Raw genomic sequence first — 17,670 nt, 5'->3', positions numbered from 1 at the left:
TCATGACTGCTTGGAATAAAATAATTTTTTTCAGTCGGGCTTTCATGTTTTTAGCCGCATTTACAGGCGTTTATCTGGAAATTACCAAGCACGGTGGTTTCGGAATGTTGCTCTACTATACAGTACTTTCCAACCTCTTGGTGATGATTTTTACGGGTTATCTTTTATGGAAGATGCGACGTGAGGGTGACCACTGGCAAAGTTCAAGTCTTTTGCGACTCAAGGGTGGTATCACCATGAGTATCATGATTACCTGTGTCATCTATCATTTCATGTTGGCTCCCTTGACAAAAGATTTTTACCGTTTGGAAAACTTCCTTTGCCATTATATCGTACCCCTCTGGTTTCTAGTTGATACCATCATTTTTGATAAGAGTCGTCAATATAAGTGGTTTGATCCTATTGTATGGACAGTTTTACCACTGCTCTATATGGGATTTGCAATCTTAAACGGCTTTGTTCTAAAGATGGACGTTCCTAACGCTAAGGATAGTCCCTTCCCTTATTTCTTCTTGAATGCCAATAAATATGGTTGGGGATTTGTCTTTAGATGGGCAGCCAATATCTTTGTTGCCTATATGGTTTCAGGATATCTGTTTTATCTTGTTAAAAACATTAAAAAATCTAAGAAATAAGAGTACCTTATATGGGTACTTTTTTTGATGATTGATATAATTGTACCCGGACAAATCATTTTTTTTTATCTTGTTCTTGAGTCATTTCTACCTTACAATAAAACTGTAGCTACCAATACAACTATTGAGGAAGAGAAAATGACTGAAAATCGTTATGAATTAAATAAAAATTTGGCACAGATGCTTAAAGGTGGCGTCATTATGGATGTTCAAAATCCTGAACAAGCAAGAATTGCAGAGGCTGCAGGTGCAGCAGCGGTTATGGCCTTGGAGCGAATCCCAGCGGATATTCGTGCAGCTGGTGGTGTCTCTCGCATGAGCGATCCAAAGATGATCAAGGAAATCCAAGAAGCAGTCAGCATTCCAGTTATGGCCAAGGTTCGAATTGGGCATTTTGTCGAAGCACAGATTTTAGAAGCCATCGAGATTGACTATATCGATGAGAGTGAGGTGTTATCTCCAGCTGACGATCGTTTCCATGTGGATAAGAAAGAATTCCAAGTTCCTTTTGTTTGCGGTGCAAAAGATCTAGGAGAAGCCTTGCGTCGTATCGCTGAAGGAGCTTCAATGATTCGAACAAAAGGGGAACCTGGAACAGGAGATATCGTTCAGGCAGTCCGCCATATGCGTATGATGAATCAAGAAATTCGTCGCATTCAAAATCTCCGTGAAGATGAACTCTATGTCGCAGCAAAAGAACTCCAAGTTCCAGTAGAATTAGTTCAATACGTCCACGAACATGGGAAATTACCAGTTGTCAACTTTGCAGCTGGAGGAGTTGCAACACCAGCAGATGCTGCTCTCATGATGCAGCTAGGTGCAGAAGGTGTCTTTGTTGGTTCAGGGATTTTCAAGTCAGGTGATCCTGTTAAACGTGCAGCAGCCATTGTCAAGGCAGTCACAAACTATCAAAATCCTCAAATTTTAGCTCAAATCTCAGAAGATTTGGGAGAAGCCATGGTTGGTATCAATGAGAATGAAATCCAAATTCTCATGGCTGAGCGAGGAAAATAGATGAAAATCGGAATATTGGCCTTGCAAGGTGCCTTTGTAGAACACGAAAAAGTGCTTGCTGAACTAGGAGTTGAAAGTGTTGAACTGAGAAACCTAGAAGATTTTCTGCAGCATCAGAGTAATCTGTCTGGTTTGATTTTGCCAGGAGGTGAGTCGACAGCTATGGGAAAACTCCTACGTGACCAGAATATGCTACTCCCTCTAAGAGAGGCTATTCTCAATGGTTTACCAGTCTTTGGGACTTGTGCTGGTTTGATTTTGCTAGCGAGACAAATCACTTCTCAAGAGGAAAGTCATCTAGCGACTATGGATATAATAGTTGAGCGCAATGCATATGGACGTCAGCTAGGAAGCTTTTATACCGAAGCAGAATGTAAGGGTGTTGGCAAAATTCCCATGACCTTTATCCGTGGACCTATTATTAGTGAAGTTGGTAAGGGTGTTGATGTTCTGGCAGTAGTGAATCATCAAATCGTTGCAGCTCAAGAAAATAATATGCTAGTGACTTCCTTTCATCCTGAATTGACAAATGATCTTCGCTTGCATCAATACTTTATCAACATGTGCAAATAAAAATAGGTCGGGATTTTCCCGGCCTATTTTTACATGTAATAAACAATGGCAATGTATTGGAGAGCTGAAGCTGCTAGGATGAAGAGATGCCAGATCATGTGGAAGTAAGGTTTCTTCTTAGCGTAAAATCCAGCACCAACTGTATAGCAAAGACCACCTGATACCATAAGAGTCCAAAAGATTGGATTTGTTTGACTGATGATTGCTGGTAGGATAGCCACAACTAACCAACCCATGATTAAGTAGAGAATTAGACTAAATTTTTCATTGACTTTTTTGGCAAAAATTTTATAAAGAATACCAAAAATAGTTGTTCCCCATTGGATAGCAATAATCAGGTAACCAAACCAGTTATTCATCAAGGTCAAAACGACAGGAGTATAAGAGCCAGCAATCGCAACATAAATCATGGAATGGTCGATAATGCGCAAGACATACTTATGAGTTGAACCATAAGCCATAGAATGATAAATAGTAGATGAAAGGAACATGAGAAAGAGGCTAATGACAAAAATGGAGACACCTACAGAAGATAAAAGACCATGAGCCTCATAGCTGTAAGTGGATGAGATAGGAAGTAAGATGAGCATGATGACAGCACCTACAGCATGGGTGACACTGTTTGCTATTTCTTCTCCAAAACTAAGGCGTTTACTGAGTTTAAAACTAGTATTCATTTGTTTCCTCCTCTTCATTTTCTGTATAGACTAGTACTAGTGTTTGATGATAGAGTTTGACCGTTTGGCAACTTGCTTGGATAATAGGATTGGCTGGGTCTAGGTCCTCATTCATATAGTCTACAAAAGCATTGTAAAGCTCTTCTGAGTTAGTCTCTGTGTGTAGGGTATTAAGGGTTTGAGCAATTTCCTGGATTGAAAAAACAGACTTGAGCGTTGTGATAGCAATCAATCGGGCGATTTGTTTGCGTTGGTATTTTTTCTTTTCAGGTTTGCTGATATAGCCGTGTTTGACATAGTTGTTCACCATTGATGCAGTTAAACCTTTTTCTTTAGCAAGAGAAATAGGGGAACAAACTTTATTCACATAAAGTAGGACCTGGTCCAAATAGAGATCAATGTTTGGAATTTCGTCCCATTCTGGGTAGGAAAAAGTAAATTTCATTTCCAACTCCTGTTTATCTAGTTTTGATAACTAGATTATAAAATAATAGAAATCAAAAGTCAAGTTTTAACTGCTTGTAGAAAGCCTTAAATTATGCTATGATGAGAGAAACTAGTCAGAAAAGAGGAGATAAGATGGAAATTCGTTTAGCCTTTCCAAACGAAGTAGATGCAATTATGCAAGTGATTGAGGAAGCTAAAAAATGCTTGGCGGAAGCTGGTAGCACTCAGTGGCAAAATGGTTATCCAAATACTGATACGATTATCGAAGATATTATCTCAGGTCAGGCTTATGTAGCCCTGGAAGAAGGAGAGCTCTTAGCTTATGCAGCAGTAACCAAGAGTCCAGAAAAAGCCTATGAAGCCATTTATGATGGAAGCTGGGAAGGAAGAGAGTCAGAGTATCTAGTTTTTCACCGTATTGCTGTCGCTAGTGATGTGCAAGGACAAGGTGTTGCCCAGACCTTCTTGGAAGGCTTGATTGAAGGCTTTGATTACCTAGATTTTCGTTCAGATACACACGCTAAAAACAAGGCCATGCAACATATCTTTGAAAAGCTTGGTTTTAAGCAGGTCGGTAAAGTTCCAGTAGATGGGGAACGTTTGGCCTATCAAAAATTAAAATCAAATGCCTAAGAAGTATGCAAAGATGCTGTACAAGTCTCCGATTGGAATCTTATCTTTGATAGCAGATGATCACTATCTGTTTGGGATATGGGTTGAAGCACAGAGCCATTTTGAGCGAGGTTTGTCGGTGTGTAATCTAGTTGAGGTGAAAAGTCATCCCATCTTAAATCAGATTGCTAGCTATTTAGATGCTTATTTTAAAGGACAAAATCAAGATTTGTCTCAGTTACCTTTGGCTCCTGTTGGTAGTGACTTTGAAAAAAGAGTCTGGAACTACTTGCGTGGAATTCCTTTTGGTCAGACTGTTACTTATGGACAAATAGCTAAGGACTTGCAAGTAGCTTCTGCACAAGCAATCGGAGGAGCAGTAGGGCGCAATCCCTGGTCTATTCTTGTCCCCTGTCACCGCGTATTAGGTGCTGGTAATCGTCTAACAGGCTATGCTTCAGGAATTGACAAGAAGGCTTGGCTCTTAAAGCATGAAGGTGCAGCATTTCAAGAAAATAAGAAATAGAAAGGAAAGAAAATGTTAGAATTTATCGAATATCCAAAATGTACAACTTGTAAGAAAGCCAAAAAAGAGTTAGATCAACTCGGGCTAGAGTATAAAGATGTTCATATTGTAGAAGAAACTCCGAGTGAAAAGGTCATTTTAAACTGGATCGAAACTTCAGGATTTGAGTTGAAGCAATTTTTCAATACCAGTGGAATTAAATACCGTGAACTGGGCTTAAAAGATAAAGTTGGGACTTTATCCAATAAAGAAGCAGCCAAACTCTTGGCCGGTGATGGTATGTTATTAAAACGTCCAATATTAGTGGAGAATGGTGTTGTTAAACAAATTGGCTATCGTAAAACCTACGACAACTTGGATTTGAAATAGTTTTTTTCTATCTCCTTGATAGGTAAAATATATAACCTCACACTTTTAAAGTATGATAAACTAGTAGGTAGACAAAGTCTCTTCTGCACGTAGCAAATATTTTAAATCTAGGCAGAAGTATGATAGAATGATTCATTATCAGGAGAGGATGTTTCTATGAATGTTACAACACTTTTAGCATCAGATTGGTACCAAAACTTGATGCAGTATATTCCAGACGGTAAACTGTTCAGTTTTCGTTCTGTCTTTGATGGGATTCCAAGAATTGTACAACAATTGCCAACAACATTGATGTTGACAGTATTTGGTGCTTTTTTTGGTATCATCTTGGCTTTGGTTTTTGCTATTGTAAAAATTAATCGCGTTAGAATTCTTTATCCATTACAAGCATTCTTTGTTAGTTTCTTAAAAGGGACACCAATCCTAGTGCAGCTGATGTTGACTTACTATGGAATTCCTCTAGCATTAAAAGCGTTGAATCAACAATGGGGAACTGCTTTTAATATCAATGCGATTCCGGCTGCAGCTTTTGCAATTGTAGCTTTTGCTTTTAACGAAGCAGCTTACGCTAGTGAAACTATCCGTGCCGCTATTCTTTCTGTTAATCCTGGAGAGATTGAAGCCGCTCGTAGTCTTGGAATGACACGTGCACAAGTTTATCGTCGAGTCATTATTCCAAATGCAGCGGTAGTAGCGACTCCAACCTTGATTAACTCCCTAATCGGTTTGACTAAGGGTACTTCCCTAGCCTTTAGTGCGGGTGTTGTAGAAGTCTTTGCCCAAGCTCAGATTTTGGGTGGTGCAGACTACCGTTACTTCGAACGTTTCATCTCAGTTGCCCTTGTATACTGGGTGGTAAATATCGCTATTGAAAATCTTGGTCGCTTTATTGAGAGAAAAATGGCAATCGAAGCACCAGATAATGTGAAAACAGATGTGAAAGGAGACCTTCGCTAATGATTAAGATTTCAAATTTAAGCAAATCCTTTTCAGGTCAAACCGTCTTGGATCATCTGAATTTAGATATTCAAAAAGGGGAAGTAGTTGCTTTGATTGGTTCATCTGGAGCAGGAAAATCTACCTTTCTTCGTAGCCTAAATTATCTGGAAACACCTGATAGTGGAAGCATTCAGATTGATGACTTTAAAGTCGACTTTTCTCAAATCACTCAAGATGAGATCTTGACTCTTCGTCGCAAGTTGTCCATGGTGTTCCAACAGTTCAACTTATTTGAACGTAGAACAGCTCTAGATAATGTCAGGGAAGGTTTGGTAGTTGTTAAAAAACTTTCCGACGAAGAAGCAACTAAGATTGCTAAAGAAGAGTTGGCTAAGGTTGGTCTTTCTGATCGTCAACAGCACTATCCTCGCCACTTATCAGGTGGACAAAAACAACGGGTAGCTTTGGCGCGTGCTTTAGCCATGAAGCCAGCAATCTTGCTCTTGGATGAACCTACTTCAGCTCTTGATCCAGAATTAGTTGGTGAGGTAGAAAGATCTATTGCTAATGCTGCCAAATCAGGTCAAACTATGATTTTGGTCAGTCACGATATGTCCTTTGTTTCTCAGGTAGCCGATAAGGTTTTATTCTTGGATAAAGGAAAGATTATTGAGTCTGGAACACCAGATGAGATTATCAATCATCCTAAAGAAGAACGAACAAAAGAATTCTTTGCTAGTTACAAACGGATCTATATTTGATATAATAGAAGATAAGAAAGACTCAGTTGGCTAGGCTAACTGGGTTTGCTCTTTAAAATTAATAGAAACGAGAGAGAGCATGCTAGTTCAGCTATTTGCTTTGTATTTAGAGAGTTTAGTGTTGACAATTCTACTGGTCTTGATTATTTTGGGACTCTGGATTGGACTTAGAGCTCTGTCGGGGGTTGACAAAACTGCTAAAGCACGTCAAGCCCATCTCTACGATATGATTATGATTGGAGTTTTGACCATTCCAGTATTGTCATTTGCAACCATGAGCATCTTGTTGGTTCTCAAGGCTTAATAGTTGTAAAATGGGATTTAATTCGTTAGAATAAAAATAGTTACAACAAGAAAGAAGGAAAGAGAATGTACGATACGATTATTATCGGTGCAGGTCCTGCTGGGATGACTGCAGCCTTGTATGCAGCACGCAGTAATCTGAAAGTTGCTTTGATTGAAGGGGGCCTTCCAGGAGGTCAGATGAATAATACTTCTGACATTGAAAACTATCCAGGATATGCCAATATCAGTGGCCCAGAATTAGCAGAAAAGATGTTTGAACCTCTTGAAAATCTAGGTGTTGAACATCTCTATGGTTTCGTTGAAAATGTTGAGGATTATGGCGAATTCAAAAAAGTCGTAACAGACGACCAAGTTTATGAAACTCGCACAGTTATCGTAGCGACTGGTTCCAAACACCGTCTCTTGGGAGTTCCAGGTGAAGAAGAACTCAATAGCCGTGGTGTTTCTTACTGTGCGGTTTGTGATGGAGCCTTTTTCCGTGACCAAGATTTGTTGGTTGTAGGTGGAGGTGACTCAGCAGTTGAAGAGGCTATCTTCTTAACACGGTTTGCAAAATCTGTAACCATTGTTCACCGTCGGGATGAACTACGTGCTCAAAAAGTCTTGCAAGATAGAGCTTTTGCCAATGAAAAAATCAACTTCATTTGGGATTCGGTTGTCAAAGAAATCAAGGGTGAAAACCGTGTTGAGTCGGTTGCCATTGAAAATGTTAAAACAGGACAAGTGACAGACCATGCCTTTGGTGGTGTCTTCATCTATGTTGGATTGGATCCAGTTAGTGACTTCGTCCAAGAGTTGCAGATTCGAGACCAAGCGGGTTGGATTGTGACAGACGACCACATGAAAACAAGCGTTGCAGGTATTTTTGCTGTTGGTGATGTTCGTCAGAAAGACCTTCGTCAAGTCACAACTGCAGTTGGAGATGGCGCTATTGCAGGTCAAGAGGCCTATAAATATATTACTGAACATAGTTAAAAAGGAGGTGGGACGGAAATCGATAGACAAAGTCTCGATTTCGTAGTCCCAGCCCCGCGAGGATGATTAGGAGCTTTTTGGAGTCTAAAAGACGAACAAAAAGTTCAATCAGCTACCGCGTCAAAGTTTGATTGCTAATAAAAAGTGAGGTCGGGATCTTTTGTCCCAACCTCACTTTTTATTAGAGTCGATTTCGGAATACTTCGTACATGAGAATGGCAGCAGCAACACTGGCATTGAGGCTCTGTACGTGACCATTCATAGGAATGGTAATTATCTCGTCTACTTGTTTCTTGATGTTGCTTGAGATACCTTTGCCTTCATTTCCGATGATGAGGGCGACTTTACCACTTGTATTCCATTTGTGGCAAGGAGTTCCGTTCATATCAGTACCAAATGTCCAGAAGCCTTCATCCTTGAGTTTGTCCAAGGTTTGGCTGAGATTGGTAACGCGGGCAATGGGAACGTGTTCAATCGCACCTGTTGCTGTTTTTGCTACGACAGGAGTGACGCCGACAGCTCGGTGCTTGGGAATGATAACACCTGAAACATTGGTTGCATCCGCTGTTCTCAAGATAGAACCAAGATTATGTGGGTCCGTTAAACCATCAAGGATTAGTAGTAGTGGGTTTTCTTCCTGGCGTGTCTTAGCAAGAATCTGCTCAAGTTCAGTGTAGGCAAATTCAGAAACGCGCAAGACAAAACCTTGGTGAACAGCTCCTTCAGTCATCTCAGAAAGTGATTTTTTGGAAGTCCAAGAAATGGATACTTTCTTTTCAGTAGCCAATTCCTTAACTTTTTCCACATTCTTTCCTCGTAAATCTTCCTGAAGGTAGAGTTTGTTTCCAGTATTTGCTAAAAGAGCTTCTGTGACGGCATGAACGCCATAGACAATATCGTTTGTTTTCATATCTTCATTATAACACAAAATCCCGTCTTGCAACGGGATTTTCTTTATTCAAGAATGAGCAGGCCATCTTTAACTTCAAATGGGTCTTTTTCATTGATACGATCATAGAACATAATGCCATTTAAGTGGTCAATTTCATGTTGAACTACAATAGAGTTATAGCCCTTAAGTTTGATGCGGTGCTTTTCTCCATCCTTATCAAAATAGTCGACAGTTACTCGAGCGTGGCGGATAACATAACCTGGAACAGCACGGTCAACAGACAAGCAACCTTCTCCTTCGCCTAAGGCAGCATCTTGGACTGAGTGTGAGACGATTTTAGGATTGTACATAACAGCTTGTAAGTCATAGGCTTCTTGAGGAGTTTCCCCTTCCTCAGTGATATTCGGTACCAGTACGGCGATGATGCGTTTTGAGATGTCGAGCTGCGGTGCAGCAAGTCCAACTCCTCCACGTAGACCTAATTTTTCAGCCATAACAGGATCTTGCGAGTGTTTCAAAAATTGCATCATTTTTTCTCCAAGAATGATATCTTGATCACTCAAAGGGAAACTGACCTCCTCGGCAACGGCACGAAGAGTAGGGTTCCCTTCGCGGATAATATCTTTCATATCGATTAAATGAGCAGCTTTGGTAATTCGTTCTATAGCAGACATATTCTTTCCTTTCCTTCTATTACAATTACATGATAACACAAAACAGATGAGAAAGAAAGTCACAGAAGTTGCTAAAAAATAATATAATAAAAGAAAATACCTATTTGTCTGTGGTATAATAGAGTAAGAAATATGACTTTGAAATTATGGGAGAAAAGATATGGAACAACGTAGTAGTAGAAGCAAAAATGGTCCCGTTTTACAAGCTATTAGACATTCCGTTCGGTTTTTCAGGAACTATAAGCAGTGGAATAATCGCACTTTTATTGTGGTCTTGTTAGCTTCGGTAGCTGTCTCGATGATGCTTACTTTATTAGTGGAAGGAGCTCGAGGGATTTCTTTAAGCAGTAGTGATCCAAGTTCCGCACACCAAGAGTCAAGTTCTCAGGCAAAGAATGCAGAGACGGAACAAGAAACGAGTGCGCGTATCATGGCAAATGGTGATTTGCTCTATCATGACATTATCTACATTTCAGCCAAAAAATCAGACGGCACCTATGATTTCCATGAAAATTTTGAGTATGTAAAACCCTGGCTGAAGCAAGCTGACTTAGTCATTGGTGATTTTGAAGGAACTGTAAATAAAGACCACTATCTTGCGGGTTATCCATTATTTAATGCACCTGGTGAAGTTATGGATGCTATAAAAGATGCAGGCTATCAAGTGCTAGACTTGGCTCACAATCATATCTTGGATTCTCAGATTGAGGGAGTCGTTTCAACTGCAGATGCTATTGAAAAGGCAGGAATGACACCGGTCGGGGTCTATACCCATGAATCACGAGATAAGGCTCCTTTAGTTATCAAGGAAGTTAATGGTATTAAAGTTGCTATTTTAGCTTATTCCTATGGTTTTAACGGCATTGAACAAAGCATTTCTCAAGAGGATTATAATCGTTATCTTTCAGACTTAGACGAAGATAAAATGAAGGCTGAAATTGAACGAGCAGAGAAGGAGGCGGATATTACAATTATCATGCCTCAGATGGGAGTTGAGTATCAAATTGAGCCGACTGAGGAGCAAAAGAAACTTTACCATAAAATGATTGATTGGGGAGCAGATATTATCTTTGGTGGTCACCCTCACGTTGTTGAACCAGCTGAAACGGTTGAAAAAGACGGTGATAAAAAGCTTATCATTTACTCTATGGGGAATTTCATCTCAAATCAACGGATTGAAACCATGCAGGATGTTGAAAATGCCAAGTGGACGGAACGTGGAGTTCTCATGGATGTGACCATTAAGAAGAAATCTGGTAAAACGACTATCGAAACTGCACAAGCCCATCCAAGCTGGGTGAGTCGAACTCCAAAGGGAGGCTATTCTCCAGAAGGCTACCCACTCTATCTTTACCAAACTTATATCCTGGAAGATTTTATTGAGGGTGGGAAATACCGTAGTCAGTTAGACGAGGTCACCAAGCAACGGATTGATACAGCCTATAAAGAAATGAACGAGCATGTAGGTTTGAAGTGGTAGGTACCCCCTAACTGTAGTATAATTGGAGGAAATTTATTGGGAGTTAATCTATGAGTCAGATTGTTGGTTTTTTAAAGTTCTCAGATTTTAAATCTTCAAATGGGAAAGCGCATTTTCAGGAATTAATAAAAGGAAATGTATTTTTTCAAGATTATAAATGGTTCGGAGAAAATGGCTCGATAGCTCAACAGGCGGAAGAAGGAAGTGCCTCAAGAGTAGCATTTTTACAAAATCGGAATCCAATCTATGTGCGACATGATTATACAATTTTTTCACCTGTAGGTATTCGATATTTAAATCAAAAAGATCGAAATTTAAATTCTATAATGGTAAATTTTCTAGATGAATTGGATGTTTATTCAGAGGAAAAGGTGCGTCAAAAAATAGAGGATGAATGTGTTCCATCTTTAATTGAACATAAATCTGATGTTGTTATTTACCCATCTAGATTTAAAATTAAATCCTTTAACCCAATGGGGAAACCGATTTATGATTTTGACGAGCTAACTATTAAGTTAGTGAATCCTGACGCTGCTACATGGCGTATTTCATGCTTTGTTACAGTTTATGAGTCAGATATAACTCCAGAAGGAAATTTATCTCAGACATTTATAGATTCTTTATTGGATACATCCAGTGAAAAAGGTTCAATCGCATTGGATGATTTAGGAAGGCTAAGACCTTGGGTTTGGATTCCTTTTGATGTTCTATGTAGAGGAGTTCAAAAGATAAAAGGAATTAAATCTGGGATTGTAAAATACTATAAATCAAAGGAATATCCTTTCAATAAAAATGATATTTTAGTAAACCCAAATAAACTATTATTTGCAAAAGGAGAAGAGTATGAAACTCAAAGGGAGTTTAGACTAGTGGTTGGTGAAGTTAATTCTCAATACTCACAGGTATGTCCCAAAAGAATAGTTAGATTTTATTGGGGTAGTTATATAGACCACGGAGTAACTTTGGATGAACTAAAAAATTTATTAGTAACTAAAGATATTAAGAAATGTCGAAAAAAATACACTTTAAATTCTTCGGTAGCATTACAAAACCTCTCTTAATTTTTTGGTATTATGTTTCATGTTATCTGTGTGGTATAATAAAAGAAATTATACTAGGATTTAAGATGCACCCCCTTGAAAGGGAAAAGGTTAGATTGTATGATAAAATTGATTGCAACAGATATGGATGGAACCTTGCTAGACCAGAGAGGTCAACTAGATCTTCCACGCCTAGAAAAAATATTGGATAAGTTAGATCAACGTGGAGTTCGTTTTGTCATTGCAACGGGAAATGAAGTTCATCGTATGCGGCAATTATTGGATCATTTATCAAAGAGAGTCGTTCTCGTGGTTGCTAATGGTGCTCGTATATTTGAAAATGATCAATTGCTTCAAGCACAAACTTGGGATGATGCCATGGTTGATAGGGCTTTGGGCCATTTTAAAGGTAGAGAATGTCAGGATCAGTTTGTCGTAACTGCTATGAATGGTGGTTTTGTAAAGAAAGGTACTGTTTTTACAGAACTAGATAAATTTATGACTCCAGAGATGATTGAAAAGCTCTATCAACGGATGCACTTCGTCGATGAATTTGACTCTAAACTCTTCGGTGGTGTTCTCAAGATGAGTATGGTTGTTGGTGAAGAACGATTGGATTCGGTTTTACAGGAAATCAATGACTTATTTGATGATCATGTGCGAGCTGTTTCTAGTGGATATGGTTGTATTGATATCTTACAAGATGGGATTCATAAGGCCTGGGGCTTAGAAGAATTGCTTAAACGTTGGAACTTAAAACCTGAACAAATCATGGCTTTTGGAGACAGTGAAAATGACATTGAAATGTTAGAGTTGGCAGGTATTTCTTACGCAATGGAAAATGCAGAAGAGGCTGTTAAGAGAGTTGCGACAAAAGTAGCTCCAGCCAACAGTCAGGCAGGTGTTTACAAAGTTTTAGAGAACTGGTTAGAAAGAGGAGAATAACTTGGCAGTACAGCTATTAGAAAATTGGCTCTTAAAAGAGCAGGAAAAAATTCAAACCAAGTATCGTGAACTCAATCAAATTTCGGTAATTGATCCAGATATCATTTTTATCGGGGATTCCATTATTGAATATTATCCCTTGCAAGAATTATTGGGAACGTCAAAAACCATTGTGAATCGAGGTATTCGTGGTTATCAGACCGGACTTTTACTAGATAACCTTGATGCCCACCTCTATGGTGATGCAGTGGATCAAATTGTGATTTTGATTGGGACAAATGACATTGGAAAAGATATTCCAATGAGTCAAACGCTGACCAATCTCGAGAGTGTGATTCAAACCATTTCTCGCGACTACCCACTGTCACAGATAAAGCTAGTTTCTATCTTGCCTGTCAATGAAGGTGAGGACTTTAAACAGACAGTGTATATTCGTACCAATGAGAAAATCAAGGCGTGGAACCAAGCCTATCAAGACCTTGCCTCTGCCTATATGCAGGTTGAATATATCCCAGTATTTGATAGCTTCTTAGATGAAGCTGGACAATTAAAACCTACCTACACAACCGATGGCCTACACCTAAGTGTTGCTGGTTATCAGGTTCTTTCAAATGAGTTAAAAGACTATCTTTTTTAGCAACAGTATGAATATGATATATTCATTACAGTAAATTAATTTTGCTAAAATAAAAATTCCTCTAAATTTTTTAAGTGAATAAAAATTATTTACTTATGAAATTTAGAGTTTTTTTACATAGAAACCATCCTTGTTTGAGAGTTATTTTAAAATATAAATGCTAAAATAGCACATTTCCACAAAAAATACGTCTCTGATGAACACGATATGGATGCGTATATTCATTCTTATAGAAATGCATAATATACACAACTTAACCCGTTTATGAAATCCCTATTCTTGCTAGAAAAGGTGCTAATATGGTATACTGAAGGCGTTACTCTAATGTGGAGGAAAGTGTTTTCTTTTCTGAAAATTCCAAATATTCTTACATATTATTAGTAAAAATGTTTAAAAAAGGAGAACTTATCACATGATAAGAAGAGAGCAACAACGATTTTCTTTAAGAAAATATAAAGTTGGGGTCGCATCAGTTTTTTTAGGAACAACCCTTAGCTTTTTGATGGCTAACGGTAGTGCTGTAAAAGCATCTGAGATTGTAGCACAAAGAAATTCTGGAGAGAATACTGAACTCATCGACAAAAATCAGTCGAAAGAGTCAGCCACCGACGTTGAGAATACAGTTGTTACCGAATCTTTAGAAGCTAGGTTAGAACCTTCAACACCTGAAGTTAAGCCTGAAGAAGCAAAATCAGAATCAACTGAAGCAAAATCTGAAGAAACAAAAGCTGAAAAACCTAAGGAAAAAACATCTGTTAGTCCTGAGGCAAAACCAGAGTCTTCTAAGCCAGTAGCAACAACTACTTCAAAAGCAGAAGAAGTTGTAGTAGCTAAGCCTAAGGCAGAAGAAAAGACTGAATCTAAACCAGAGGAAAAATCTGAGCCCAAAGCAGAACTTTCAGCTGTAACAGAGGCAACTATCCTTGATACTAATGCTAGAGCAACTAAGGTTGAGGAAAAACCACTCGTTGATAAAGCAACCCTTGCCTTAGCAGCGGAAAATACTGTGAATGCTGGTGCTTTGGCTACAGATGGTGGTCGTCGCCGTCGCCGTGCTGCAACTGACCATAATACAGAAGCATTAGCAACTACAACCACACTTAAAGAAGGTGAAACAGCAGATCCGGATATGTCAGATCCTGTTGGTGCATCTGTTAGGTCTCAAAATGTCCCATCAGGCTATCAGCGAAAAGAAGGTGATGTTTATACTTTTAGTATACTTGACCTTACAAGATTTAATCAACGCTACAATACTAACTACTATGTCCGCATCTATAAAAACTTTAGTACGTCAACAGATTCTGTCGTTGAACTAATCGATAAGAATACAGGTGCTATTGTAGAAACAAAGACAATCACTGCAACAAGTGGTGTTCAGCAGTTCTCTACGACAACAGCTAAGTCAAACTCTGAGTTGACCTTCCAAGTTGACTATCAGACTTCTACAGCAGCAGATAAAACAGCTCAGCCTTTTCTACAAACAGGCTATAAGGTAGCTGATAAAATTGCATCTCTAGTAAAGCCTGGTCATGAACTTACACCAACAGAACAAGCACTTTATAACGCAGTTTATAATGCTCGTACAACTACTGATATTATAAACGTAGTTGAGCCTACCTATAATGGACGCACGATTACAGATAGTAACTTCAAACTTCCAAAAGTTGTTACCAAAAGCACTTACTATAAAGTAGTCGACAAAGCCAATCCTACCTATAATGCTAGTAAAACAGACACAACTGTTCAAGATTATGAGGCGAATGGTAATGAAGTTGAATTAGCTAAGTATACATTGACAGCTACAGAAGGTCAAAACTTCACTGCTTCAGGTAAACGTCAGTTTGCAGGTTACAAACTCTATCAAGAAGCTCCTGCTGATAGTATGACGGGTTATGTTTCTCGTCCATATGTTGTTGGGACTAAATTCATGGATGCGGAGCGTGCGGGCATCAAGCGTATCAAAGAAATCGTCGGAGAAGATGGTTCAGTTGTCGTTCGTGTCTATCTTCTTGATCCAAAGCAACAAAGCAAGCGTTCTGACGGTTCATTAAGTACAGATGGCTATATGCTACTAGCAGAAACCAAACCTATAAAACCTGGAAAGGTAAATACAGAAGATTTGGTTGTCCAGAAGACACCTTTGTACACAATTCCTTTCACAACTACAAACGGAGTAAACTATCCAAACGGTAAGGAAACTCCATTTGGCTTCCAAACAGCTTCAGGATACACACCTAAGAAAACGGTGTTTGTCCCATTCTTAGGAGATAATATAGGATACCTTTCTCCAAATGAACAGTTGAAAAGAGGAAATTTCGGTATGGGTACAAACGTTGACTTACTTAATGGATTGACGCCATATACGGAAACAGTTTACTACTATGAAAAAGTAGATCCAGTAACCTACACCCCTGAAGTAAGTAAAGTCCTTGAAGGACGTACTTTAAATGATGGTGATTTTAGCTTTACCCTTAAACAAGAAGGTGGCACACATCAAGAAACAGTTACCAACAAAAATGGTAAGGCAACCTTTAGCCAACTAACATTCGAAAAACCAGGTACTTACACTTATAAGATTACAGAAGTTGCTGGTTCAGATACGAATGTTGACTATGATGGTATGGAGGTTACTCTTACAGTTACCGTTACACAAAATGCTCAGGATAAACTAGAAGTTGGAGCAGTCTATACATCAACAGGTGGTCATGCTGAGGGTGAGAATGACAAGGTCTTCAACAACTATGTTGTAGCTCCAGTTAAGACTAAGTTTGACTTCAGTAAGGCTCTGGCAGGTCGTGAGTTGAAAGCTGGTGAATTCAGCTTCGTATTGAAAGATTCAACTGGTAAGACCCTTCAAACCAAGACAAATACTAAAGAAGGTGTAGTAGCCTTTGATGATTTGACTTTTGACAACACACAAGTTGGTACTCACAAGTACACTGTAGAAGAAGTTCAAGGTTCTGAAGCAGGAATGACTTATGACCCAATGAAAGCTGAAGTAACGATCACTGTTACTAAAGAAGGTCACGTTCTTAAAGCAACAAACACACTTCCTGCAGATACAGAATTCAACAATACCTTCACACCATCTCCTGTTAAAGTAAACCTTGAGTTTGATAAATCACTCTCAAATGGTAACTTGAGTGCAGGTGACTTTAGCTTCACTTTGACTGGTGATAACAATGTTAATGAAACTGTAACAAATAAAGCTAATGGTAAGATTAACTTCAGCGAATTGTCATTTGACCAAGCAGGTGTCTACAACTATACTGTAAAAGAAGTGAAGGGCAATAAAGCTGATGTAGACTACGATGCAATGACTATCGCAGTTAAAGTAACTGTAACCAAAGATGCAAGTACTGGTCTTTTGTCAGCTAAAACTGCAATGACCTCTACTGGTGGTGAAGCAACTGGTGAAGATGATAAAGTCTTTAACAACCATGTAGTGGCACCAGTAACAGCTCAATTTGACTTCAGCAAAGCTCTTGCAGGTCGTACACTTAAGGCTGGTGAATTTAGCTTTGTATTGAAAGACAAAGATGGCACTGTTATCCAAACAAAACAAAATGATGCCGCTGGTAAGGTTAAATTTGATGCCTTGACATTTACAAATGCTCAAGTTGGTGATCACAAGTACACTGTAGAAGAAGTTATCCCAGAAACAAAAGAAGCTGGTATGACTTATGACACCATGAAGGCTAACGTGACAGTTACTGTTACCAAATCAGGTCATGCACTTACAGCTGTAGCAACACTTCCAGCAGATAAAGAGTTCAACAATACTTTCACACCTGCTGCAACACAAGCGCAATTCCGCTTCACAAAACGTTTGGAAGGTAAGACTCTTGAAGACAATGCCTTCACATTCGAATTGCTTGAAAATGGCAATGTGATTCAAACCAAACAAAATGCGGCTGATGGTTCAATCCAATTCGATGCAATCCCATACGCTGTTGCAGGTACACATACTTACACTGTACGTGAAAAAGCTGGAACAGATACCAACATCGATTACGATTCAATGAACGCAGTTGTGACTGTCAATGTCACAAAAGACGCACAAACTGGTCTTTTGAACGCTGCAGTTACTATGCCAGAAGATACTGAATTCAACAACTATGCAGTAGCTCCAGTCACCGCTCAATTTGACTTCAGCAAAGCTCTTGCA

Annotated in this window: 19 protein-coding genes; 15 read left to right on the top strand and 4 right to left on the bottom strand. The window is 39.0% G+C overall.

Annotated features, from left to right (window positions below):
- Window positions 1–2 precede the first annotated feature (2 nt).
- The 3 genes from HMPREF2728_RS06820 (at window position 3) to pdxT (ending at window position 2,222) form a co-directional block, all read left to right on the top strand.
- Window positions 3–635, top strand: coding sequence for a Pr6Pr family membrane protein (locus HMPREF2728_RS06820; protein WP_075227444.1), 633 nt, complete (start codon window positions 3–5; stop codon window positions 633–635).
- Window positions 636–773: 138 nt separating this feature from the next.
- On the top strand, window positions 774–1,649 hold the full coding sequence (gene pdxS / locus HMPREF2728_RS06815; protein ID WP_006153788.1) for a pyridoxal 5'-phosphate synthase lyase subunit PdxS: 876 nt from the start codon (window positions 774–776) through the stop codon (window positions 1,647–1,649).
- Window positions 1,650–2,222, top strand: a complete 573-nt coding sequence (gene pdxT / locus HMPREF2728_RS06810; RefSeq protein WP_075227443.1) for a pyridoxal 5'-phosphate synthase glutaminase subunit PdxT — start codon at window positions 1,650–1,652, stop codon at window positions 2,220–2,222.
- A gap of 29 nt (window positions 2,223–2,251) precedes the next feature.
- Here pdxT and HMPREF2728_RS06805 read toward each other — a convergent pair whose 3' ends face one another.
- Both HMPREF2728_RS06805 and HMPREF2728_RS06800 read right to left on the bottom strand, forming a co-directional pair.
- A complete protein-coding gene (locus HMPREF2728_RS06805; RefSeq protein ID WP_075227442.1) occupies window positions 2,252–2,899 on the bottom strand; it encodes a PAQR family membrane homeostasis protein TrhA in 648 nt (215 codons plus the stop codon).
- Complete coding sequence (locus HMPREF2728_RS06800) at window positions 2,889–3,344, bottom strand: DUF1836 domain-containing protein (RefSeq protein ID WP_075227441.1); 456 nt, start codon at window positions 3,342–3,344, stop codon at window positions 2,889–2,891. Before HMPREF2728_RS06800 ends, HMPREF2728_RS06805 begins: the two co-directional genes overlap by 11 nt.
- Before the next feature lie 134 nt (window positions 3,345–3,478).
- Between HMPREF2728_RS06800 and HMPREF2728_RS06795 the strand changes: the two genes are divergently transcribed.
- From HMPREF2728_RS06795 to trxB, 7 genes are all read left to right on the top strand, one after another.
- Window positions 3,479–3,979 carry a GNAT family N-acetyltransferase gene (locus HMPREF2728_RS06795; protein ID WP_075227440.1) on the top strand — a complete coding sequence of 167 codons (501 nt, stop codon included), beginning with the start codon at window positions 3,479–3,481 and terminating at the stop codon, window positions 3,977–3,979.
- Between the two features lie 13 nt (window positions 3,980–3,992).
- Entirely contained in the window at window positions 3,993–4,484 is a 492-nt protein-coding gene (locus HMPREF2728_RS06790) for a methylated-DNA--[protein]-cysteine S-methyltransferase (RefSeq protein WP_075227439.1), read from the top strand.
- 12 nt (window positions 4,485–4,496) lie between these two features.
- Window positions 4,497–4,853: a Spx/MgsR family RNA polymerase-binding regulatory protein gene (locus HMPREF2728_RS06785; protein ID WP_075227438.1), complete on the top strand. Its 357-nt coding sequence runs from the start codon at window positions 4,497–4,499 to the stop codon at window positions 4,851–4,853.
- Between the two features lie 156 nt (window positions 4,854–5,009).
- A complete protein-coding gene (locus HMPREF2728_RS06780; protein ID WP_045762916.1) occupies window positions 5,010–5,810 on the top strand; it encodes an amino acid ABC transporter permease in 801 nt (266 codons plus the stop codon).
- Window positions 5,810–6,553: an amino acid ABC transporter ATP-binding protein gene (locus HMPREF2728_RS06775; protein WP_075227437.1), complete on the top strand. Its 744-nt coding sequence runs from the start codon at window positions 5,810–5,812 to the stop codon at window positions 6,551–6,553. Before HMPREF2728_RS06780 ends, HMPREF2728_RS06775 begins: the two co-directional genes overlap by 1 nt.
- A gap of 79 nt (window positions 6,554–6,632) precedes the next feature.
- Window positions 6,633–6,857 (top strand): DUF4059 family protein, encoded by a 225-nt coding sequence (locus tag HMPREF2728_RS06770; RefSeq protein WP_000960970.1) that lies wholly within the window; start codon window positions 6,633–6,635, stop codon window positions 6,855–6,857.
- A gap of 65 nt (window positions 6,858–6,922) precedes the next feature.
- Complete coding sequence (gene trxB, locus HMPREF2728_RS06765) at window positions 6,923–7,834, top strand: thioredoxin-disulfide reductase (protein ID WP_075227436.1); 912 nt, start codon at window positions 6,923–6,925, stop codon at window positions 7,832–7,834.
- A 181-nt stretch (window positions 7,835–8,015) separates the two neighbouring features.
- Here the strand turns inward: trxB and rlmB are convergent, their stop codons facing one another.
- Both rlmB and def read right to left on the bottom strand, forming a co-directional pair.
- Window positions 8,016–8,744, bottom strand: coding sequence for a 23S rRNA (guanosine(2251)-2'-O)-methyltransferase RlmB (rlmB, locus tag HMPREF2728_RS06760; RefSeq protein WP_075227644.1), 729 nt, complete (start codon window positions 8,742–8,744; stop codon window positions 8,016–8,018).
- A 44-nt stretch (window positions 8,745–8,788) separates the two neighbouring features.
- The gene (gene def, locus HMPREF2728_RS06755; RefSeq protein WP_001272935.1) at window positions 8,789–9,400 is read right to left on the bottom strand and encodes a peptide deformylase; all 612 of its coding nucleotides are present in this window, start codon (window positions 9,398–9,400) and stop codon (window positions 8,789–8,791) included.
- A gap of 160 nt (window positions 9,401–9,560) precedes the next feature.
- Between def and HMPREF2728_RS06750 the strand changes: the two genes are divergently transcribed.
- From HMPREF2728_RS06750 to HMPREF2728_RS06730, 5 genes are all read left to right on the top strand, one after another.
- Window positions 9,561–10,880 carry a CapA family protein gene (locus tag HMPREF2728_RS06750; protein WP_075227435.1) on the top strand — a complete coding sequence of 440 codons (1,320 nt, stop codon included), beginning with the start codon at window positions 9,561–9,563 and terminating at the stop codon, window positions 10,878–10,880.
- A 50-nt stretch (window positions 10,881–10,930) separates the two neighbouring features.
- Window positions 10,931–11,941, top strand: coding sequence for a hypothetical protein (locus HMPREF2728_RS06745; RefSeq protein ID WP_075227434.1), 1,011 nt, complete (start codon window positions 10,931–10,933; stop codon window positions 11,939–11,941).
- A 99-nt stretch (window positions 11,942–12,040) separates the two neighbouring features.
- The gene (locus HMPREF2728_RS06740; RefSeq protein ID WP_075227433.1) at window positions 12,041–12,865 is read left to right on the top strand and encodes an HAD family hydrolase; all 825 of its coding nucleotides are present in this window, start codon (window positions 12,041–12,043) and stop codon (window positions 12,863–12,865) included.
- Window position 12,866: 1 nt separating this feature from the next.
- Window positions 12,867–13,502, top strand: coding sequence for an SGNH/GDSL hydrolase family protein (locus HMPREF2728_RS06735; protein WP_075227432.1), 636 nt, complete (start codon window positions 12,867–12,869; stop codon window positions 13,500–13,502).
- A 412-nt stretch (window positions 13,503–13,914) separates the two neighbouring features.
- Window positions 13,915–17,670: Spy0128 family protein (locus tag HMPREF2728_RS06730; RefSeq protein WP_148130298.1), on the top strand; the 3,756-nt coding region annotated here is incomplete at its 3' end.

Source organism: Streptococcus sp. HMSC061D10, assembly GCF_001808865.1.
GTDB lineage: Bacteria > Bacillota > Bacilli > Lactobacillales > Streptococcaceae > Streptococcus.
The sequence above is the reverse complement of the archived record's forward strand: the minus strand, read 5'-3'. Positions and strand labels throughout refer to the sequence as shown.